The sequence below is a fragment of the Aeromonas sp. CU5 genome, assembly GCF_002586745.1.
Taxonomy (GTDB): Bacteria; Pseudomonadota; Gammaproteobacteria; order Enterobacterales; family Aeromonadaceae; genus Aeromonas; species Aeromonas sobria.
In genome coordinates this window covers 1004684-1026852 of record NZ_CP023817.1, presented here as the reverse complement: position 1 = coordinate 1026852, position 22169 = coordinate 1004684, and the positions used below count along the sequence as shown (strand labels likewise).

The following is a 22169-nucleotide window of genomic DNA, read 5'->3' as shown; positions in this document are numbered from 1 at the left end:
TTTATTTCTTTTTTGACATAAGAGGGTGGCGGATATAGAACATTATTCTGAGGCGATTGATGATTCCGCTCAGAAAAAATGTCCATTTTGGGCTACAAAAGGCTCCATGCGAAGAGTAATCAATGCATCCATACCAAAAAATTCAGCCCGGCAAGGGTGGCCTGCCGGGCTGTGGGTGACTGACGAGCTGATAACTCACGTCAACAAGCGGTTAGCCATGCCATCCAGCTTCGCTTTGGTCTTTTCCCAACCGGGCATCACCTGACCCATCAGCCGGTAAAAGTGCTCGCTGTGGTTGTGCTCGGCAATATGGCAGAGCTCGTGCAGGATCACGTAATCGATACACTCGCGGGGCGCTTTGACCAGATGCGGGTTAAGCGTGATCCGGCCATTGGGGGAACAACTGCCCCACTGGGTCTGCATGGTCAGGATGCGCAGGGGCGGACGCTCGGTGACCCAGATGGCCTGATCGAGCATGGCATTGAGTCGTCTGGCAAACACCTCCCTGGCACGAGCCTTGTACCAGTCAGCGAGCAGAGCCTGGACTTTCTCGGCTCTCTTTGCGCTATCAGTGACTAGGCTCCTGACCGACACCTCCAACTTGCCACGCAGCATTTTGACCCCCTGCACAGCATCAGGTGCCGCTATCACCTTGAGCAGGTACTGCTTGCCGAGGTAATAGTGACTTTCCCCACTGATGTACTGGCGTGGGGTGACGTGCTCCAACTGCTGGCGAAAGTCGCGTAACTGTTCGTAGATCCAGCGTCCGCGCTGCTTGACCGCTGCAAGAACCGCATCATCAGCCGCCTCACGCGGGGCCGAGACCACGACGCGGCAATCGGGATGCACCTTGATAAGCACCTTGCCGCTAGCCTGTCTCCGTTGCACCCGCTCGAAGGCGATCAGCTCATCGCCATAGCGAAAGGATGGAGCTGGAGCCTGGGCCTGAGCATCGCCCTTGGCCCGAATAGGCACATTCATCTGATCAGACTCCGCTCAAGCCGACTCGGGTGATCTGCACGACCATCTCGACGATCTTCTTGGCCTGCTCCATACCACTGCCGATGTTTTTGCACTCCTGGAACATGCGTGGCAACAGTTGCTTGCGAATACCCGCCTCGATGTTCTGCGGGTTGATGGAGTGCTCGGCCACAGACGCATCCACGACCGTATCGATCTCGAAGGCCAGCTTTATCCATTTGTCCTGTACCTGGCTGTCGGTGATGGCAAACACCTCAGGCAGCACCTTCTTGAACACCCCAAAGTAGGCCTGAGCGTGGCGATGCCCAGCAAAGGCGTCAGGAATGTCACTCAGGCGGCGCTCCTGCACCTGCTCTTCGAACTCACGAAACAGCATGTACTGCTTGAGCGGGTGATCGAACAGCTTCTCTGCCTCCTCGATAGCTTGGCGCAGCAGCTTGGAGAAGGCTTCCTGGGCGTAAGGGTCATCACGTAGCTCCTGCTCAATCATGCGGGTGACGCGAGTCTTGATGATGTCGGTCTCGTTGCGGGTCTTGTTCTCGCTCCACTCTTCTGGCTGCTTTTGGCCCATCTTGCCGACTTCATAGACGCCACCAGGCTCTTTAACCTCTACACCGACCACATGCTTATCCAGCAGCTTCTTCACCTGTTCGGCATATTCGTCGTAGTCAATCTTCTCACCTGCATCCTGTTGCACCAGTTGGCGCAGGCTGGAGAGCTGTTTCACCGTCTCTTTGTAGTGGCGACGATCCGCCTCGCTAAAGGCGCTGTCCTCGAAGAAAGAGGCCGACTGCAACGCCACTTTCAGGCAACTGGCAAACGCCGTGAGCGCCTCGTAGAAGTCTTCTCGCACCTTGAGGTGCACATCCACCAGTTCGCCGTCCAGTTCCTCCATCTTGGGCACCAGCACTTGACGCAGTTGCTCGATATCCTGCTTGTTCTTTACCCCGGCGAAGATGCCCCACAGGGCCTGATAGAGCTGTGGCAGCCGCTTGTACTCGGTGCCCATCTGGTTGTAGAGGCCTTTGAGATCGTCAACGTCATAGCCGCCTTGGGTGCGGGAAGCGAGATCCTGATACTTGCCGATGGTGGTATCCAGCTCGGATAAGATGCCGCGATAGTCGATAAGCAGACCAAATTTCTTCTTCGGGTGCAGCCGGTTGACCCGCGCAATCGCCTGGATCAGGTTGTGCTCTTTGAGTGCCTTGTCGATATAGAGCACGGTGTTCTTTGGCTCATCGAAGCCGGTCAGCAACTTGTCCACCACGACCAGCAACTTGAGGGGATCATTCTCATCAGCAAAGCGTTCGATAAGCGCTTTGGAATAGACCTGCTCATCCTGAGTGCCGACATTATCCTTCCACCACTGAGTGACCAGCGGTGTGGTCGATTCATCCACCTCGGTGTTGCCTTCCCGGCTGTCGGGCGGGCTCATCACCACCGCCGACTCGAACAGCCCCGCCTCGTCGAGGTACTTTTTATAGAGCACCGCCGAGGCCTTGCTATCGCAGGCTAGCTGGCCCTTAAGCCCCTCGACAATGTGGTTTGAAAAGTGACTGGCGATATCGAACGCAATCAGCTTGATGCGATCCTCCGCGCTGTAGATCTCGCCCTTGCGGGAAAATTTGCGTTTCAGATCGGCCTGCTGCTGCTCGTTTAACCCCTGGGTGATGCGCTCAAACCAGCTGTCGATAGCCCGCTCGTTGACCTCCAGATCGGGAATGCGCTCCTCGTAGAGCAACGGCGTCACCGTCTTGTCCTCGACCGCCCGCTGCATGGTGTAGGCATGGACGATGGGGCCAAACTTATTGGTGGTCTTGTCATCCTTGAGAAGCGGCGTGCCGGTAAAAGCCACAAACGCGGCGTTGGGCAATGCCAGCTTCATGCGGACATGGTTCTCGCCCCCCTGGCTGCGGTGGCCCTCATCGATCAGCACGATGAGATCCGGGCTCTTGTTGATGCACTCCGGCAACTTGGTCGCTGAGTTGAACTTCTGAATAAGCGAGAAGATGATCCGCTCGCAGCCCTTGCCGATCTGCTCGGCCAGCCGCTTGCCCGAGGTGGCCATGGCCGCTTCTTTATCTTTCTTGCCCGCGAGTTCGCCGCTGGAGGCGAAGGTCTTGCTGAGCTGGCTCTCAAGATCCACCCGGTCGGTCACCACCAGCAGGCGACACTGTTTCAAACTATCGTGCAGGATCAGCGCCTTGCTGAGGAACACCATGGTGAACGACTTGCCCGAGCCGGTGGTATGCCAGATCACCCCACCTTCTCTCCCGCCATCTGGGCGTTTCTGGTTGATACGCTCGATTAACCGCTTGATGCCAAACACCTGCTGGTAGCGGGCGACTATCTTGCCCGCCTTCTTGTCGAACAGGGTGAACAGCCGGGTCATCTCCAGCAGCCGATCCGGGGAGAGCAGGCTGATGAGCAGCCGATCCTGATCACTGACAGCCAGTTCGCCCGCCGCAACCAGAGACTGATACCAGTCCAGATCGGCGGCAGACCTGTGGCTAAACAGGGCAGAGAGTTGTTCGGATGAGAGCGGCTGATTCTTGATGGCTGTCATCTCACCATCACCGATGTCCTCCTCACGCCAGGCGGCCCAGAACTTCTCCGGCGTACCGCTGGTGCCATATCGTCCCTCGATACCGTTGATGGAGAGCAGCAACTGGCTGTAGGCAAACAGCAGCGGGATCTCGTCGGGGCGCTGGTTGCGCAGGCTCTGGGAGATCCCCTCCTTGATGGTCGGCCCTTTTTTGGCGTTGCCATCCGGGCGCTTGGCCTCGATCACCACCAAGGGCAAGCCATTGACGAAACAGACGATATCCGGGCGACGCGACTCGATGCCCCCTGCGCGGGTGACCCGAAACTCTTCGGTAAAGGTAAAGCGGTTATTGTGCGGATTGTGCCAGTCAATCAGGGGGATGGTGGGGCTCACCTTCTTGCCATCGACAAATTCGGTCACCGACATGCCATAGAGAAGGTGGTTATAGAGCCGCTCGTTGGCCGCCTGCAACCCTTCATTCAGGGCCGGACTACACAGCTCGCTCACCAGATTGTCCACTGACTTAGGGGAAAGCGAATAGGTCTTGCCCGCAAACACAAAGGTGCGCTCGGCCAGTACGTTGCGTAGCTGTTGACGGAGCACCACCTGATCGGCCTTGTTATCCCTTGCGATAAGCGCCTGTTCGGGGGAGAGGAAAGTCCAGCCCAGCTGGGTCAACAGGGTCAGGGCCGGGATCTTGGCGCTGTACTCTTCTTGAAATTTCGGCAAGGCCTTCATAGCGGGGATGCCTCAAACTGGTTGTCAATTTTTTGCTGAAAGCCGATCAACTCATGAATGGTACTCGTCGTCGGGTTATACACCCACTCATGATCAAAGAGGCTCTTTAGCCGCTGAACCATATAGGCAGAGCCGACCACCAGAGAGTAAAAGCGGTTACCCTTACCACGCTGCTGCTCGATATTTGCCAGGGTCGCCGGTGGCAGATCAGCCATGATGAAGTCAGAAATCATCAACAGGTCGGCCTTTTGGTAGGTCTCTGCGGCCATGGTTTCCAGCGCATGGCCAAGGGCTGGTGCCGCATCAGTACCGCCATGAAACGACATTTTCAGAAAGTCGATTATCGACGCAAGGCCCCATTTTCCACTCAACTCCAGGGTCTTGATACCCGTAGAGAAGTTAATCAGGTAACAGGGGCGTTGCTCCTCTCTCGCTTTGGTTGCCAGAAATAGCGTCATCGCTTTGGCGATCGTCTCGGGCGCACCGCTCATCGAGCCACTGGTATCAACGCAGAGGATCATGGGGCCGCGCTTCTCCTCTTCGTTGACCTGCCTCTCCTCTTCCCTTTCAACATGCAGATGTTGAGTCTGCATCCCTGCCATATCAAAGCTCATCAGTCGTGACTCGACGAACTTCAGATCAAACAGCAACGCGGTCTCGTCATCAGCCAACAGGGCTTTCTCGCTGGGTAATACATGTTCCAGATCTCGCCCCAACCGAATACCCACTATCTCCTCTCGGGAATTGATATCAGGCAGACAGAGAGCCAGAGCGTGGTTGACCTTCACCCGCTCAATCTTTTCGGAGAGTTCAAGCTGCCGGATCTTGCCGAGCAAGTCGCATAACGCATGCAGCCCCTTGTCGTTTGCCAGATAGCTTGCCCACTTCTGGAACTGGGCCAGATCTTGGGTAGAGAGCTGGCCATTGGAGAGATCAACCAGTCGCCCCGGATCCAGCCCCAACGCATCAAGCAGCGGTTGCAACTGCTGCAACAGCTTGAGCATGCTCTCCAATCGTTCCATTAACTGGCGACGCAACTGCTCGATCCGGGTCAGCTCCCAACTATTGCGGGCTTTATCCAGCACCTTTTGCCATTCAGTGGCCAGCAGTTGGCAACTGACGACCTTATCCGCACTCGGCGGCTCTACGTCCTGACAGAAACTATCGGCAACCTGCTTTTGCCAAAATGGCGGGTCCACCGGGTGCTGGCTGGCTTTACAGAGCGCGAGATAATCGTCCACCGCCCCTTGAAAAGAGGCTTTGGATATATCGCCAAGCGCACTCTCTCTTCGCCAATGGTTCAGCTTGTGGGCATGCACGGCGAATGGACACTCGTTGGTCAACGCGGCCTCAGCATCTCTCTTCCACTCCTCTATGTGCTGCGTGACCTGGCTGGTCAGCGAGCTGGAGTGAGCCAGCAATCCACCATAGCTGTCGCGGAGTTCTCTGTGAGTGAGAAGCGAAGCACTCTCCACCTGGCTTATTTGCATAAGGCTTCCAGCCGTTCACAATCTTTGATACGCAATTTGAGCCGCGCTATCTGTTCGGTAATGCCATCAATGGCCAATGCGCTCTGCTGGGCAGGAACGAAAATGGATGCCAATTTTTTCTCATAGCCTTGGCACTGTTTTTCTATCTTATTCAGAGTGGCTATAAGCTGTTCTCTGGTTTTTGCCACCGACTCAGCCAATGAGGTGATAAGCCGCTTGTTAATATTTGGTTTCTTGTCACCTTTATGGAAGAGAACTTCTGGTTTGAAATTAAAACTGCCATATCGGCTCTTCATTGATATCCGACAAGTACCCTGGCCATCAAATTGACAGACAATATAATTTAGTTCATTACCCGTTTCACTTGTCGGGTGGAATTCATGTGTGTTCTTAAGGTTATCCAATGGAATAAAAATGTAAGAACCAATCCTAGTATTATCAAAGTCGTTCTTCACTTTGAAAAAAGCGTGCCCATTAATAATCTGTGTATCGTAAATATCAGTGGCACTGAAAAGTTCATTATGGATCTCTTTCTCCAATGATTCTTTTTCGGCATCAATCTGCGCGAGATTAATACCACTGTCAAAACCGCTATTTTTGACAGCTTGCTCAACGATATCGTTAACGGCAACACGGTTATCTTCATGGGTCCACAAGCAGTGCCGCAATAGCAAGGCATCACTGTGATTGGTTTCGCTGCGGCCATTAAAGAGGGCAGCGGCCTTGAGCAGTTGGGTCGCCCGCTGCCAGCGGCGGTCGGAAACATAGACCTTCAGTTTGTCATATCTGGTGGCGAGTTCACTGCGGATCAGGCGAATAATGGTCAGGGTTTCCGGTGACAAACTCACCTCATGCAGTTGCTCTCGCCATTTAGCCCACTCATCGGCCTTCACAATAAGCGAGTCATCAACCCTGATAGCCGCCTCGGTCGGTTTGCACGCCAGCAATCGTTCAAAATTATCAGACTGCTCAATGGGCCCGACCATCAGGCGGATGATAAAGCGATCATACAGCGCATCCAGCCCCTGATTGGCATCGGGCGTTTCATTCGACGCAGCCACCAAGGCTTTCAGTGGGGCCTGCTCGATCTGTTCGCCGTTACGAAAGGTGTGCTCATTGATAAGTGTCAGCAGGGTATTGAGGATCGCCGGGCTCGATTTCCATATCTCGTCCAGAAATGCAAAATCGGCCTGTGGCAGATAATGCTCGGTTTTACGAACATACCGATCCTCTTTGAGAGCCTTGATCGAGATGGGGCCAAAGACCTCCTCGGGGGTACTGAACCGGTTCATCAGGTACTCGAAGTAGGCCGGATTGGCAAAGGCACAGGCGATGCGACGGGAGATCAGGCTTTTGGCCGTGCCGGGTGGGCCGTAAAGAAAGGTATTCTGACCACACAAGGCACCCAGCAGCGCCACCGAGATCACCTCCTCCCGCTCAAACATCCCTTCACATACCGCGTTGACCAGCCGTTCCATCCGCTGTTGTAGTTTCATGTTTATCCCTAACTAGCTGTTTATCTTATTTAATTTTTATGGTGATGCGATGCAACCAATGCTCGCCATTCGCTTGGCCGTCACCCTCACTGAGGGGGAGGGGGATGGCCACAGGCCGAGCATCTGATCAGTGCAAACAGCACTGCTTGAACTTCTTGCCGCTGCCACAGGGACATGGCTCGTTGCGCCCGACCTTGGCAGGGGCCTTGGCCGGTTTCACCGATGGTACCGCGACAGGCCCCCTGTTTGGCCCCCGTTGGGCGAGAAAATAGGCGTGCAATTTCAACGCGGCTGGGCCCACTTCGGCCACGCTCTGTTGATGTTCCGGCAGCGACAGGCTGGCAAGCAGTGGCAATTGGTCATCGCTGCCATGCAGGCGGATCACCTCAAGCCAGGTATCCAGCTCCTCTGGCAGCGCTGGCCAGTTCCCCAGCGCCATGCCACGCAGATAGCCAAAGCACCACTCTTCGGCGTTGCAGATCTCTTGTTCTTCGAAAAGATTGACCATCAACACAGGGATAAAGTGCTCGGGCTGATAACAGAGGGTGTGGGCCAGAATATTCATATGGCCGATGATAAGGTCCAGCGCCCGTTTCATCTCCCGCTCGGATGACCACTCGGGGGGTATGCCGCCCCAGAGTACCGGCCACCACTGGCTCGGTGATACCAGCTCGGGACCGGAGAGCACGCCAGTAAGAAAGCCGTCGAGTGCCGACAGACTCAGCATCGAGTCGTCATTGCCATACTCCATCAACCGCTGCTCCAGCCACTCAACGTCAGCCTCGGTCATGGGGTGAAGGGTCACTTTTTTCATGCGGCCTCCTAGACCTTGACCCGCAGTTTGCCGGTCAGCAGTTGTTGCATCAGGGCCTGTTTCTCTTGCTTTAGGGCTGCGAGTTTTTGTTGCAAGATGGTTATTTCCTGATCAGCAACGGTCAGCACTGCGGCGATTTTTTGTTGTTCATCTAGTGATGGCAAAGGTACTTTCAGTGAGAAAAAATCTGTTGGTTTTACATTAAGTAGGCCATGAGCTCGGCCACCCTCATGTGCAATTTGTGAGAGCCCCTTATTTAGCAATCCAGATTCAAAATAGTGCTCCCAAAAATCACCATTTGCCTTGGTTTGCTCAGATATTTCAAAGCAGATATACAAGGTGGTTACAACACCATCGGCGTAGCGATTGAGACGCTTAATCGCCCCCATAGGATAACCATTTGAATAGCTTTTGTTGTATGCAAACTGCCCTTTCATTAGCAAGAAGTAACCATCAAGGATGTCAGATGCGACTGATTTTTTAAAGAAATCCTCTTGACGGATTAAGCCCTGCTGTCCAGAAATAGTGACAACATTGGTACTTTTACCATCATTTTTGGTTGTCACTCTTTCAAATATTCTTGATATCTTGGCTAGTTTCCATTCACCATTAAATCTCACCCCCTTGTCATCCAGCAGGCGTTTTTTGCCGGTCAGCAGTTGCTGCATCAGCGCCTTTTTCTGCTGCTGGCTATTGGCCAACAGTTGCTCGGTTGTAGTGATAGCCTCATCCCAGGTGGAAAGGATTTTGGCGATTCTCTTTTGTTCAAGAAGTGGAGGAGTGAGAACTTTCATACATCTAAGAGTTGAAAGATTTAGTGCTGCCTGTGAACTTCCTGATGATGCGTTACACATCTCATTCTGTGCAAAACTCGACCTTAAATAGTGATAAAGGTATTCATGGTTTTCACTTCTAAGCCTACCAATATTACGATGGATATTAGCATCTAATTCACTTCTGTATTTCGCAACCCTACCTATAGTACCAATAAGTGATATAAGTATGTCGTCTTTAATTACCCGAGAACGTCTGTATTCACAATCTAATTCAGGAGAAATAAGATGCAAATCTTGCGTTAACACATAGCCATCACGAAGATCTTTAATTTGAAATAATGGTATGCCCTCTGAAAAATATTCGCCCGGCTTCAGCACACCATAAGTTATTGGTGCATCAGGAGTGCAAAGTTCCTCCAATTTCTTCATTTCCCACCCCTTAGGCACCATAACCCAACTCCTCCAGATAATTGGCCATCTCGGTTTCCAGCTCGGCCAGTTGGGTTTTCAGTTGTGCGCGCTCGGCACGCACCGCCAGCAGATCGATCTCCTCTTCCTCCTCGAAGGTATCCACATAACGGGGAATATTGAGGTTGTAGTCGTTCTCTTTAATTTCTTTGAGCGAGGCAAGATAGGCGTATTTATCGACATTGCCGCCATTGCGATAGGTGGCGACGATTTTGGCGATATTGTCCGCACTCAACAGGTTCTGGTTTTTACCCGCCTTGAACTCGTGACTGGCGTCGATAAACAGCACATTGTCGTCCACCTTCTGCTTTTTAAAGATCAGAATGGCGGCGGGGATGCCGGTGCCGTAGAAGAGCTTCTCCGGCAGGCCGATCACTGCATCGAGCAGGTTTTCATCGATCAGCTGCTGGCGAATTTTCCCCTCGCTGGAACCCCGGAATAACACGCCGTGAGGCACCACTACCCCCATGCGACCAGTCTTGGGTTTGAGGGTCTCAATCATATGGAGGATAAAGGCATAATCCCCCTTGGTCTTGGGCGGCAGCCCGCGCTTGAAGCGACCGAACTTATCGTTCCCCGCCTCCTCATAACCCCATTTATCCAGCGAAAACGGCGGGTTGGCAGTCACGATATCGAAGCGCATCAGATCGCCGTTTTTATCCAGTAGCTTGGGGTTGCGGATGGTATCGCCCCACTCAATCTTGTGGTTGTCTTCCCCGTGCAGGAACATGTTCATCTTGGCCAGCGACCAAGTAGAGCCAATAGCCTCTTGACCGTAGAGGGCGTAGTGCTTCTCGCCATGGTTTGCCACCACCTTGCGGCCGCACTTCATCAACAGTGACCCCGAGCCACAGGCCGGATCGCAGATGGTGTCGCCCGGCATCGGCTCCAGCAACTCGGCGATAAGATCGGAAACTTCGGGCGGGGTATAGAACTCCCCCGCCTTCTGGCCGCCGCTGGCGGCGAAGTTCTTGATGAGATACTCGTAGGCGTTGCCGATCACATCCAGGGTGCCGACCCGGCTCGGTTTGAGGTTGAGCTCATCCTTGGCAAAGTCTTCCATCAAATGGCGCAGTATGGTGTTCTTCTGCTTCTCTTCGCCGAGGCGGTCGGTGTTGAAGCTGATGTCCTGAAACACGCTCTTGCCCGCGTCTTTGAGCTTGGTGCCATTGGCCTCTTCGATGGCGTGCAGCGCCTGATCGATCCGCTCGCCGTTGCCCGGCTCGTGACGACGCTCGAACAGGCTGTAGAAACTGGCCTGTTTGGGCAACACGAAGCGCTCGTTTTTGAGCATCTCTTCAATGAGCTCCGGCTCATCGCCATATTCGGCCTTGTAGCCATCGTAGTGATCCTGCCAGACATCGGAGATGTATTTCAGGAACAGCATGGTGAGCACAAAATCTTTATAGGTATCAGGGCTGACAGTGCCACGGAAGGTGTCGCAGGCAGACCAGAGAGCCTTGTTGATATCGTCCTGGTTTATCGAGGTAGTCATAAGTCACAATTCCTTGGGCAGTAGCCGGATAAACGGGAAAGCGCGGATGCTTGAGCGGGATGCAGTATTCATCGTTCAAGCCAGCAGGCCGCGCGGGAGAGGCCCGACACTGAGGGTGGCAAGCGGCGGCACGTTCACAACATATCGCGTTATCGCCGATGATGCGGCGGCAGTCTGTCGCAACTGGCGCAGGTGCGTCAAGCGTGCCAGCTCGCATTTTGCCTCTATCGTTATGATCGCTATAAAGATCCAACGGCGAGCGGAGCATCGACGCGGGTCACGTCACTTATATTGCCCAATCAACGCCCGGCTGTTGCTCACTTCATGCACCGCGCAAATAGAAAGACCCTGCGATGCAGTGTCTTTCAGTTTCCAACTTAAATGTCCCTGCTCACCAACCGAGGTCATTTTTGTAATTTAATTACAGTTAATCACCGCAAAAAATAAAAAGGCCCTGCTGTTGCAGGGCCTTTGAGTTTCCAACTCAATTGTCGGTTTCCAACTTCAATGTCACGGTTTCCAACTTAAATGGCCGTGATCATCAGGCCACTTACTTGGCGTAATCCTCGGTCGGGATACAGGCGCAGAACAGGTTGCGATCGCCGTAGACGTCATCGATGCGGTTGACCGACGGCCACAGTTTGGCGGCGCGCACGGCGTCGGACGGGAACACCGCCTCGGCGCGGCTGTAGCCACGGGACCACTCTGCATCCATCACGTCGTCCTGGGTGTGCGGGGCGTGTACCAGCGGGTTGTCTGTGAGGCTCCACTGCCCCTCCTGCACCTTGGCTATCTCGGCACGGATGGAAGTCATCGCCTCGACGAAGCGATCCAGCTCGCGCTTGGATTCCGACTCGGTCGGCTCGACCATCAGGGTGCCTGCTACCGGGAAGCTCATGGTCGGCGCGTGGAAGCCGTAGTCCATCAACCGTTTGGCCACGTCCATCTCGCTGATGCCGGAGGCTTCTTTCAGCGGACGGATATCCAGAATGCACTCGTGGGCTACCCGACCGTTGCGCCCGGAGTAGAGCACCGGGAAGGATTCACCCAGCTTCTTGGCCAGATAGTTGGCATTGAGGATCGCTACCTGAGTGGATTTCTTCAGCCCCTCGTCACCCAGCATGGCGATATACATCCAGCTGATGGGCAGGATGCTGGCCGAACCGAACGGAGCCGCCGACACGGCGCCGTTGTCACGGCTCTCCTTGTCGGTCTTGACCACGGCGTGACCGGCCACGAACGGCGCCAGGTGTTGCTTCACGCCGATGGGGCCCATGCCCGGGCCGCCACCGCCGTGAGGAATGGCGAAGGTCTTGTGCAGGTTGAGGTGGGAGACGTCCGCCCCGATAAAGCCCGGCGCAGTGAGGCCCACCTGAGCGTTCATGTTGGCGCCGTCGAGGTAGACCTGACCACCGTGCTGGTGAACGATGTCGCACACCTCCTTGATGGTCTCCTCATACACCCCGTGGGTGGAGGGGTAGGTCACCATCAGACAGGAGAGCTGCTCCCCCGCCTCGGCCGCCTTGGCACGCAGGTCGTCGAGATCCACGTTGCCGGATTTGTCACAGGCGGTGACGATCACCTTGAGCCCCGCCATCTGGGCAGAGGCCGGGTTGGTGCCGTGAGCAGAGGCCGGAATGAGGCAGATATCGCGATGCCCTTCGCCACGAGACTCGTGGTACTTTTTGATGGCCAAGAGACCCGCGTACTCCCCCTGGGCACCTGAGTTGGGCTGCATGCAGACCGCATCGTAACCGGTCACTTTCACCAGCCAGTTTTCGAGATCGGCCAGTAGCAACTGGTAGCCCTTGGCCTGCGCCAGCGGCGCGAACGGGTGCAACTTGCCAAACTCGGGCCAGGTCACCGGGATCATCTCGGCGGTGGCGTTGAGCTTCATGGTGCAGGAGCCGAGCGAAATCATGGCGTAGTTGAGCGCCAGATCCTTGGCTTCGAGACGATGGATATAACGCAACATCTCGGTTTCGGAGTGGTACTTGTTGAACACCTCGTGGGTCAGCACGGCATCGGTGCGCAGCAGATCCTGCGGAATGGCGTGATGGGCCTGAGCCGCCTTGTCGAGGGCCTCGATGTCCAAGCCGTGGCCTGCCCCTAGGAACAGTTCGAACAGCTCTGCCACATCACCGCGAGTGGTGGTTTCAGAGAGGGAGACCCCTACCGCACCGTCGAGATCCGCACGCAGGTTGATGCCGAGCCCTTCGGCCTTGGCGATCAGCGTAGCCTTGTCAGCAGTCTGCACTGTGATCGTATCAAACCAGCTGGCATGCGTGAGGGCCACGCCCTTGGCCTTGAGGCCGAGCGCCAGAATGGTGGTGAGACGGTGCACGCGGGAGGCGATGGTTTTCAGCCCTACCGGGCCGTGGTAGACGGCGTAGAAGCTAGCCATGTTGGCCAGTAGCACCTGAGCGGTACAGATGTTGGAGTTGGCCTTCTCGCGGCGGATATGCTGCTCGCGGGTCTGCATCGCCATGCGCAAGGCACTCTTGCCGCGGGCATCCTTGGAGACGCCGATGATGCGGCCCGGCATGGAGCGCTTGTAGGCATCGCGGGTAGCGAAGAAGGCGGCGTGGGGGCCACCGTAACCCATGGGCACGCCAAAGCGCTGGGCGGAGCCCAACACCACGTCGGCACCCAGCTCGCCCGGGGATTTGAGCAGCAGCAGGGAGAGCAGATCGGCGCTGACGCAGGCCAGCCCTTTCTGAGCCTGTACCGCGGCGATGAGGGCGCGCAGATCTTTCACCTCACCTGTGGTGGTGGGGTACTGGAACAGGGCACCAAACACCTCTTCGCTCACAGCATCGCTCGCGGCGCCAACCGCCACATCAAAACCGAAGTGAACCGCGCGCTCCTTGACCACGTCGATCACCTGCGGGTGCACATCGTCAGCCACAAAGAAGAGGTTGGACTTGGACTTGGCCATCCGCTTGGCCAGCGCCATCGCCTCGGCGGCGGCGGTCGCTTCATCCAGCAGGGAGGCACTGGCCAGATCCATGCCGGTGAGATCCAGGGTCAGCTGCTGGAAGTTGAGCAGAGCTTCGAGACGGCCCTGCGCCAGCTCGGGCTGGTACGGGGTGTAGGCGGTATACCAGCCCGGGTTTTCCAGCACGTTGCGCAAAATGACGTGGGGCACATGGGTATCGTGATAACCCATGCCGATATAGCTCTTGGCAATCTTGTTCTGGGCGGCATAGCCCCTGAGCTTGGCCAGTGCCTCCACTTCGGTCATGCCGGCACCGATCCCCAGCGGGCCCGGCAGGCGAATAGCGGCAGGCACGGTCTGGGCAATCAGATCGTCCAGGCTTTCAGCCCCAACGGTCGCCAGCAGTTGGCGCAGCTCTTCTTCGCCCGGGCCGATATGGCGGCGGACAAAATCGGTTTTTTGCTCGAGTTCAAACAGTGACTGGGTCATTTCCCTATTCCTGATAAAAAGTCCTGATAAATAAATCCTGATAGCCGGACTTGCGGCTCCACTCATGTTCGCTATGCCGCAGCCAAGAGAGCTCGGCACCGGATGCTCGCTGGCACCCCGGGGATCACCCTGTAAACCGCGCGCTGGCTAAACCCCAACACGCCAGATACGAGTGACTTCACCCTGCTGTCGACCCTGTCGGCAGCCATACAAAAGGGCCCCGCACGTTGGTGCAGGGCCCGGGGCATTACTATTCGTCCACCACGTTCTGGTAGCCTTCGGCATCCAGCAGATTGGCCAGCTCGCTTTCGTCATCGAGCTTGATGCGGAACAACCAACCGGCATCGTAAGGATCTGAGTTGACCAGCTCGGGGCTCCCTTCCAGCTCTTCGTTGACGGCGATGATCTCGCCGCTCACCGGGCTGTAGATGTCGGAGGCGGCCTTGACCGACTCGGCTACGGCGCAGTCGTCACCGGCACTGACCTGCTTGCCCACTTCCGGCAGCTCGACAAACACCATGTCACCCAGCAGCTCCTGGGCGTGCTCGGTGATACCGACCACGGCCTCGCCGTTGGCTTCAACACGGATCCACTCGTGGGAAGTGGCATATTTCAGTTCGCTCGGGATATGGCTCATTTGTGCTTCCTTTGATCTTTGAGTCGCGTTTAAAAACGAATATGAAAAGCGCGGGGAAGGCACTGCCCTTCCCCGACATTGTGTTAAACCAGCTTCTGGCCGTTACGGACGAAAGCGGGCTTGCTGACCTTCACTGTGACCAGCTTCTTGCGGATCTCCACCTCGGCCAGTTCGCCGATATCACGGGGCACCCGCGCCAGGGCAATACTGTAGCCCAGGGTGGGGGAGAAAGAGCCGGAGGTGATCACACCTTCCCGCTTCTCACCGTTTGCCGCGGTGAAGGTGACCGGCATACCGGCACGCAGCACCCCTTTCTCTTCCATCACCAAACCCACCAGCTTGGGCTGGTTGCCCGCCGCTTTCTGCGCTTCCAGCACGTCGCGGCCGATGAAGTTGCGCTCGCTCGGCTCCCAGGCGATGGTCCAGGCCATGTTGGCGGCCAGCGGAGAGATTGACTCGTCCATGTCCTGACCGTAGAGATTCATCCCCGCTTCGAGGCGCAGGGTATCGCGGGCACCGAGGCCGCACGGGGCGACGCCGTTATCCAGCAGCGCTTGCCACAGCTCGCAGGCTTTCTCTTGCGGCACCACGATCTCGTAGCCATCTTCGCCGGTGTAGCCGGTGGTGGCGATAAAGAGATCGCCAGCCTGCACGCCGAAGAAGGGTTTCATCCCCACCACAGCAGTGCGCTGGGCGGCGCTCAGCACCGCAGCCGCCTTGACCTTGGCGTTGGGGCCCTGCACCGCGATCATCGCCAGCTCGGGACGCTCGGTCACGCTGACGTCGAAATCGATGGCGTGATGGCGGATCCAGGCCAGATCTTTTTCACGGGTGGCGGAGTTGACCACCAGCCGGTAGAAGGTATCGGTCAAGTAATAGGTGATGAGGTCATCGATCACGCCCCCTTCCGGATTGAGCATGCCGCTGTAGAGGGCCTTGCCGGAGACGGTGAGTTTGGCCACGTCGTTGGCCAGCAGGTGTTGCAGAAAGGCTTTGACCCGTTCGCCGGTCAAATCGACGATGGTCATGTGGGAGACATCGAACATACCGGCATCGCTGCGCACCGCGTGGTGCTCTTCCAGCTGGGAGCCGTAGTTGATGGGCATTTCCCAACCGTGGAAGTCCACCATCTTGGCGCCGGCTTCCAGGTGTTTGGGATGCAGTACAGTAGTCTGGATCATCGCATTCTTTCCTTAGCAAAAAGCCTTTTCGCTGTAGCGACCACCCTTGCGACCCGCGCCACCGATCTGACTGCACTGCGCGCAGCAAAAAGCGACCGGATCCAAAAGTGTGTGCTCGCTCCTGCCCTTGCCAGGCAAGAGGGATTCCTTGAACGGAGCGGATTATATGACAAGCAGGCGAGCGTGCCGCTCAAAAAAAACTAATCCCCTCCCGTAAAACTGACTCCAGACACTAAGATAAATGCAGTGATAAAAACAGCTATAAGCCGACTCAGGCGAGATTAAATTTTGATTTTTACCGTTTCGTCACAATTTGCAGAAAAACGTTTCGCTCCAGAGCAAAATTAAAGGCTGACACCCAAAACGGGTCATCAGCCTTGTCGGATTACTTTTGTTGTCAAAAACGGCGAGTAATATTAGTTTTTTTCACCCTTGGCCTGCATGGCACTCCCCTTGGTCGCAGCAACAGCCCAGTCAGGACGGGCCAATGCGGGCAACTCTCCCTCCAGCCCCATGGCGGCGCGGATCACCCCCTCCTTGAAGGGCGTCAGCAGATTGGCCGCCCGCAATCCGACACCCCGCACCAGCTTCTTGAGCGGGTTGGCGCCGCTGAACAGCCGCTTGAGCCCTTCCATCGCCGCCAACATGCGGGCTGCCTCGCTCTTGCGCCAGCGCTCGTAGCTACGCAGGTTGGCGAGCAGGCCGATATCCTCGCCCGCAGCATGGTTGTGCAGGATTTGCTCCGCCAGCGCAGCGGCATCCAGCAGGCCGAGGTTGACCCCCTGCCCCGCCAGCGGGTGGATGGTATGAGCGGCATCCCCCACCAGCACCAGCCGCTCGCGAGCAAAGTCGCGGGCATAGCGGGCGGTGAGCGGAATGGCGCTGCGCGCCCCTTCCACCTTGCACAGACCAAGCCGGGCATCGAAGGCGGCGGTAAGCTGGCGGTTGAACTGCTCGTCATCACAGGCACAGAGCGCCTCGGCACGGGCCGCAGGCAGCGACCAGACGATGGAGCAGAAGTTCTCCTGCCACAGTGGCAAAAAGGCGAGCGGGCCATCCGGAGTGAAGATCTGGCGCGCTACCGCCTCGTGGGGCTCGGCACAGCGCACGGTCGCCACCAGTGCGTGATGACCATAATCCCAGCTGGTAAGCGGGATATCGGCCTGACGGCGTACCCAGGAGTGAGCGCCATCAGCCGCCACTACCAGTCTGGCCGAGATGGCCTGACCATCTTCAAGGAGCAGCAAGGCGCCCGCCGGGCCGCTCTGCAGGCTCTTGGCTCGGGCTGGGGTCAGCAACTGGATGTTGTTGGCCCCCCGCGTCCCGTCAGCGAGAATCGCTTCGAGCAGTGCCAGCTGGATCACCCGATTTTCGACGATATGGCCGAGGTTGGCCTGACGCAGGCTGGCGGCATCGAAGTCGATATGGCCGAAACTGTCTTGCTCCCACACCGCCATCTTGTCGTAGGGCTGCAGGCGGCGCGCTTCAATGCCATCCCAAGCGCCGACATGGCGCAGGATCTGCTGGCTGGCCAGGCTCAGGGCGCTGACCCGGTTGTCGGCCACCTCCCCCAGCTGCGGGTCGGGCAGTTGCCCCTCCACCACCAGCACCTTGAGGGCGCTATGTTTAAGGGCCGCAGCGAGCCCCAGCCCCACCATGCCGCCACCGACAATCACCACATCCACATTTTGCATCTGCATCATCTCATCCTTTCAGGGCTGACCGGCTGGCCAGCGAGGGAACGCCCGCAGGCATCGCCTCTTTATTCAACACGTTTTGATCAACGAATGGCGGTCACTATCTTCCGGTCAACAGGTTCCGCTCAACATGTTCCGCTCAACAAGCGCGGGCTAGTTGCCGCACACATCGGTGACAAAACCCAGAGTGCGCGAGGCGAGCGGCGCCTTGAGGCACGGGAGCCGCCCCATCAGGGTGAGCGCCAGATTGCGCCCCGCCACCAGCGGATCGTGACCATTGGAGAAGAGCTGGGCCAGCGAGGAGGTGAGCCAGACGGTCTGCGCCTGATCGCGCTGGCGCTGTTGCCAGTAACCACTCAGCACCTTGAAGCTGCCGATATCCTTCCCCTCTGCCAGCGCCTTGGCCACCGCCCCTGTGAGCAGGTCGAGATCCCGCATCCCGAGGTTGAAGCCCTGTCCGGCGATGGGGTGCAGGGCGTGGGCGGCATTGCCCACCAGCACGGTACGCTGGGCCAGCGGATAGTCGCAGGCGGTCAGAATGAGCGGATAGACGTTACGCACGCCACATCGCTCGAAGCGGCCGAGCCGCCAACCGAAAGCCTGCTGCAGACAGGCGAGAAAAGCCCCTTCATCGAGGGCCATCAGTTCATCCACCTCATGCTGCCCGACGCTCCACACCAGCGAGGAGAGCCCCTGCTGCATCGGCAGCAGGGCCAGCGGGCCCCCTTCGGTAAAGCGCTCGAAGGCGCGTCCTTCAGGGTCTTGCGCTGTTTTGACGGTGGCAATGATGGCGTGCTGCTCAAAGTCATGGCGGGTCACCGGCAACTTGAAGTGCTGACGCACAAACGAGTTGCCCCCGTCTGCCGCCACCAGCAGGCGGGTCTCAATCTGTTCACCGCTCTCGAGGGTGAGGGTCACCTTCTCCTCATCAGGCGCAATCTCGCACACCCGGGCCGGACAGCAGACCCTGATATTGGTGGCGGTTGCCATCGCCCGTTGCAGCTCATGACCAGCAGCAGCAAGCTCGATCACCTGACCCAACGCGGGCAGACCATATTCGGCCGCCGACAGGCGAGCCTGACCAGAGTGGCCCCGATCCGAGACATGAATATGGGTAATGGGAGCGCAGTGGGGGGCAAACAGCGGCCAGAGTCCGCGCCGCGACAGCGCATCGCAGGTACCGGCCGAGAGCGCAATGGCGCGGGCGTCAAACCCTGAATGGGTGTGCTGTTCGGGGACGCTCGCCTCCAGCAGCAGGATCTCGAGGGGGGAGCCATCGGCTCTGCGCAGGGCCGCCAGCGAGAGCGCCAGCACGGCACCGCTCATTCCACCGCCGACCAGGGTGACATCGACCTGTCGCACATCAGATTGAGACATAAGCAGAGAGGAAGAAGTGAAAAAGGTGGCCTCATGCTATCACAAAGCCGCAAGCCGAATGCGAGGTCACTGGCAAAAAACCGGTTGCGCCTCACAGGGTTAGCCACAACAGCGCCATAAAAAAGAGCGCCATCAGGCGCTCTTGCAGATCAGTAATGGTCGCGGCGGCTCGCTCCTTAGTGGAGGGTCGGCGGCGTGTTCGGGGTCTCGGGGCGCTTGCCAAACTCTTCGAAGGTCATCATCACCCCCAGTTTGACGTGTTCATAGAGCACCAGGAAGGAGGCTTCGTTCTCGTCATCTTCCTGATCGAACTCGGCAGAGACCTGAGTGATGCTGGCGATATCCTGGATCATCTCCTGCAGCTCTTCCGAGGCGCGGGAGAGCTCCTGTTGCACCACGCCGAAACCGGCCAGAAATGCCTGTGACCAATCCACCAGCGAATCGATGCGCTCATCAAGGGGGGCATCGTCGCTTGGCAGCAGCAACTCGACGCCCTTCTGGGCCATCAGGCTCTCGACCACATTGTGATAAAGATCGGTCATCACCTGGCGCACCGGGGCTGGCAAGCCGAAACCGTCGTTCACCAGATCGTTAAAAGGAGGCAGCCAGCTCTTGTCATCCAGGGCCACGCCACCACATACCAGACCACAGATCACGCCGTGGGCTTCTACTGCCGTTGCCATCAACTCATGTTGCTCCATGAGGTCAGATACGGCGGTATATTCAAGGGGGTTCGTTTTGCTCATCGAGGATCCGCTCAAAGTTCAGTCAAATTTGCAGAATTAATGGCCAGGATCCTAGCATTCTCCCTCTTCCTGAGCCAGCAAGGCCTTGAAACTTATGCATCTGCGCTATATAGTCCCGCCCAGTTGTCCACGTGGATAAAGGCGGAAATCAGCTCCGCCGTATTGAGGAAGGCATGAGCACAGAGGCCGTAGAAATCGTCATTTTGGGACGTCCCTACAAGGTATCCTGTCCCTTGGGACAGCAGGATGCCCTGCGCCAGGCCGCCGAGCAGCTGACCGACAAGCTGATCGACCTGCGTCAACGCTCCAAAGTTTCGAGCAATGAGCAATTGGCGATCATGGCGGCGCTTAACTTCTGTCATGAGCTCTGCCTTGAAAAAGATAAGAATCACCAATACTCTGAAACCATGGACAAGCGGATCAAGATGCTGCAACGCACCATCGAAGCAGCCTTGATTGAGCATGGTCAGTATGGTGATTCCAGCGAAGAGGGGCCGCAGCCCTAATCGCAAACCGTTTTAAAATTCCCTGGGATGTTTGTCAGCCGGTTCAAGTCCCCGAGCCGATAATCATACCCAACAGGGGATCGGCCTTCTGGCTATTGCGCATGCTCGGCACGACCGAGAAGCCTGCGGTCAGATTCGATTCCCGCCTTGAACCTACGGTTCAAGGGCCCAAACCGGCAACGGCATCTCGGGGTACCAATAGCAAAAAGCCCGTCACCAAGGTGACGGGCTTTTTCTTTTTCCTCGCATAAACGGTCATGGCGCCCCGCTCTATCAAGCTGCAGTAGCGCAGTGATGTGCACTCTTTCTGGCAAACAAAAGCCCACCAGTAACGGTGGGCTTATCGAGGTTGATCCCATAGATCAGATCGCCATCTGCTCGTGGGGGGAACCATGGTGGCGCAACCAGGCAAAGCTCAGGGCAACCAGCAAGACCATCAGGGTCATGATAGCGCCCAAGGTCACCTGCCCTGTCATCGGGAAACCAGCCGCCAGCAGCGTCACTATGCCGGCCCCCAGATTTTGCATCCCGCCGAGAATCGCACCGGCTGTGCCAGCCTGACCGGGGAATGGCTCAATGGCGCAGGAGGTGGCGGTCGGATAGAGGATGCCGCTACCGATGAAGTAAACCGCCGCGCCGCCAACCAGCGAGGCGGCACTCACGATACCGAACAACCCTGGCAGCAGAATGATCAGAGAACCGAGCGCCAAAAAAACAATGCCCAGACGCATCAACTTGCCTTGGCTCAGGCGAAAACTGAGCTTGGCAGAGAGCCAGGCGCCAAACAGATAGCCAGGCAGCGGCAATACGAACAATACGCTCACGGTGCGGGCGCTCAGTTTCAGCACATCGCCAAGCAGCACACCGGCAGCCGCTTCAAACACCGCCAGACCGGCGAAAGTTGCCATCAGGCAGAGCAGATTGCCCTGAAAGCGTGGATTACTCAGCACATGACGATAAGCCGCGCTAACCCGCAGTGGCTGTTGACGTGCCGCCACCGGCAGCGTTTCACCAAACCAGGCCAGCAGCGCCAGGGTCGTTACCGCACCAAAGCCGAACAGAAACCAGTAACCGGCACGCCAGTTGAACAACTCGGTCAGCCAACCACCGAGCACCGGCGCCAGCAGCGGGGAGAAGATCACCCCCATGCTCACCAGACTGTTGGCACGATTGAGCTCGGCCCCGTTATAGCGATCGCGCATTACGGTGCGGCTCATAGCGCCACCAGAACCGGTCCCCAGCCCTTGAATGAAGCTTCCCACCAGCAGGGCGGTGAAGTGTGGAATGAGCTGAATGATCAGGGTCCCCACCAGAAACACCATCATGCCGACGATCAGCACAGGACGACGGCCGATGCGATCCGACAACGGCCCGTAGACAAATTGCGAGAGGCCATAAGGAATGAGGTAACAGGCCATCACCGCCTGCAACTGACTCGAGGCAACATTAAAATCCCCCGCCATCATGGGAATCGACGGTACATACAGGGTCTGGGTCATCTGGCCCACAGCGACCATCAGGATGGTCAATAAAAATAAAGGATAAAAACTGTGCCGATCCATATCAGTCCCGCTAAATCGTAAAAATGCTGCCGCCTCTCCGGGGTAATATGCCCAGAGAGATCTGATCACAGAGGCTGTGATGCCATCATAAAAAAGTGCTGGAAACAGTAGGCGGGGAGCCCGCCAGGCCACCGCACAGAACGTGTGGTGGAATGGGGGCATCATAGTGATTCAGCTCACAAAAAACGAACGAATCTTTATAATCGGCTTGCCTTAGTTTTTCTAATATTACG

Annotated in this window: 16 protein-coding genes and 1 other RNA gene; 3 read left to right on the top strand and 14 right to left on the bottom strand. The window is 56.9% G+C overall.

All coding sequences use genetic code 11. From position 1 onward, the window contains the following. Positions 1-195: 195 nt before the first annotated feature. From CK911_RS04640 to gcvT, 10 genes are all read right to left on the bottom strand, one after another. Positions 196-981, bottom strand: coding sequence for a M48 family metallopeptidase (locus CK911_RS04640; protein ID WP_098969155.1), 786 nt, complete (start codon positions 979-981; stop codon positions 196-198). A 4-nt stretch (positions 982-985) separates the two neighbouring features. Beyond that, positions 986-4264 carry a type I restriction endonuclease subunit R gene (locus CK911_RS04635; protein ID WP_098969154.1) on the bottom strand — a complete coding sequence of 1093 codons (3279 nt, stop codon included), beginning with the start codon at positions 4262-4264 and terminating at the stop codon, positions 986-988. After that, on the bottom strand, positions 4261-5754 hold the full coding sequence (locus CK911_RS04630; RefSeq protein ID WP_098969153.1) for a VWA domain-containing protein: 1494 nt from the start codon (positions 5752-5754) through the stop codon (positions 4261-4263). The genes CK911_RS04635 and CK911_RS04630 overlap by 4 nt, the downstream gene beginning before the upstream one ends. Next, a complete protein-coding gene (locus CK911_RS04625) occupies positions 5745-7250 on the bottom strand; it encodes an AAA family ATPase (protein ID WP_098969152.1) in 1506 nt (501 codons plus the stop codon). The genes CK911_RS04630 and CK911_RS04625 overlap by 10 nt, the downstream gene beginning before the upstream one ends. A gap of 127 nt (positions 7251-7377) precedes the next feature. Then, a complete protein-coding gene (locus CK911_RS04620) occupies positions 7378-8064 on the bottom strand; it encodes a UPF0149 family protein (protein ID WP_098969151.1) in 687 nt (228 codons plus the stop codon). An 8-nt stretch (positions 8065-8072) separates the two neighbouring features. After that, on the bottom strand, positions 8073-9269 hold the full coding sequence (locus tag CK911_RS04615) for a restriction endonuclease subunit S (RefSeq protein ID WP_216640696.1): 1197 nt from the start codon (positions 9267-9269) through the stop codon (positions 8073-8075). A gap of 10 nt (positions 9270-9279) precedes the next feature. Further along, positions 9280-10803 carry a type I restriction-modification system subunit M gene (locus CK911_RS04610; protein ID WP_098969149.1) on the bottom strand — a complete coding sequence of 508 codons (1524 nt, stop codon included), beginning with the start codon at positions 10801-10803 and terminating at the stop codon, positions 9280-9282. 550 nt (positions 10804-11353) lie between these two features. Then, positions 11354-14230: an aminomethyl-transferring glycine dehydrogenase gene (gene gcvP / locus CK911_RS04605; protein ID WP_098969148.1), complete on the bottom strand. Its 2877-nt coding sequence runs from the start codon at positions 14228-14230 to the stop codon at positions 11354-11356. Between the two features lie 250 nt (positions 14231-14480). After that, positions 14481-14867 carry a glycine cleavage system protein GcvH gene (gene gcvH / locus CK911_RS04600; protein ID WP_068979134.1) on the bottom strand — a complete coding sequence of 129 codons (387 nt, stop codon included), beginning with the start codon at positions 14865-14867 and terminating at the stop codon, positions 14481-14483. 83 nt (positions 14868-14950) lie between these two features. Continuing rightward, positions 14951-16048 (bottom strand): glycine cleavage system aminomethyltransferase GcvT, encoded by a 1098-nt coding sequence (gene gcvT, locus CK911_RS04595; protein ID WP_098969147.1) that lies wholly within the window; start codon positions 16046-16048, stop codon positions 14951-14953. Between gcvT and CK911_RS04590 the strand changes: the two genes are divergently transcribed. After that, a complete protein-coding gene (locus CK911_RS04590) occupies positions 16025-16252 on the top strand; it encodes a hypothetical protein (RefSeq protein WP_098969146.1) in 228 nt (75 codons plus the stop codon). The genes gcvT and CK911_RS04590 overlap by 24 nt on opposite strands. Before the next feature lie 212 nt (positions 16253-16464). Here CK911_RS04590 and CK911_RS04585 read toward each other — a convergent pair whose 3' ends face one another. The 3 genes from CK911_RS04585 to CK911_RS04575 all read right to left on the bottom strand — a co-directional run bounded on the left by CK911_RS04585 (position 16465) and on the right by CK911_RS04575 (position 19868). Then, on the bottom strand, positions 16465-17748 hold the full coding sequence (locus CK911_RS04585; protein ID WP_098969145.1) for an FAD-dependent 2-octaprenylphenol hydroxylase: 1284 nt from the start codon (positions 17746-17748) through the stop codon (positions 16465-16467). Between the two features lie 150 nt (positions 17749-17898). Continuing rightward, positions 17899-19122: a 2-octaprenyl-6-methoxyphenyl hydroxylase gene (gene ubiH, locus CK911_RS04580; protein ID WP_098969144.1), complete on the bottom strand. Its 1224-nt coding sequence runs from the start codon at positions 19120-19122 to the stop codon at positions 17899-17901. A 176-nt stretch (positions 19123-19298) separates the two neighbouring features. Next, positions 19299-19868: a UPF0149 family protein gene (locus tag CK911_RS04575; protein ID WP_098969143.1), complete on the bottom strand. Its 570-nt coding sequence runs from the start codon at positions 19866-19868 to the stop codon at positions 19299-19301. A gap of 173 nt (positions 19869-20041) precedes the next feature. On the opposite strand from CK911_RS04575, the gene zapA reads away from it, so the two are divergent. Both zapA and ssrS read left to right on the top strand, forming a co-directional pair. Continuing rightward, positions 20042-20374, top strand: coding sequence for a cell division protein ZapA (zapA, locus tag CK911_RS04570; protein ID WP_157774527.1), 333 nt, complete (start codon positions 20042-20044; stop codon positions 20372-20374). Positions 20375-20390: 16 nt separating this feature from the next. Beyond that, positions 20391-20572, top strand: a non-coding RNA gene (gene ssrS / locus CK911_RS04565) — 6S RNA. Positions 20573-20736: 164 nt separating this feature from the next. Here ssrS and emrD read toward each other — a convergent pair. Continuing rightward, complete coding sequence (gene emrD / locus CK911_RS04560) at positions 20737-21936, bottom strand: multidrug efflux MFS transporter EmrD (protein ID WP_042022257.1); 1200 nt, start codon at positions 21934-21936, stop codon at positions 20737-20739. Positions 21937-22169: the final 233 nt, after the last annotated feature.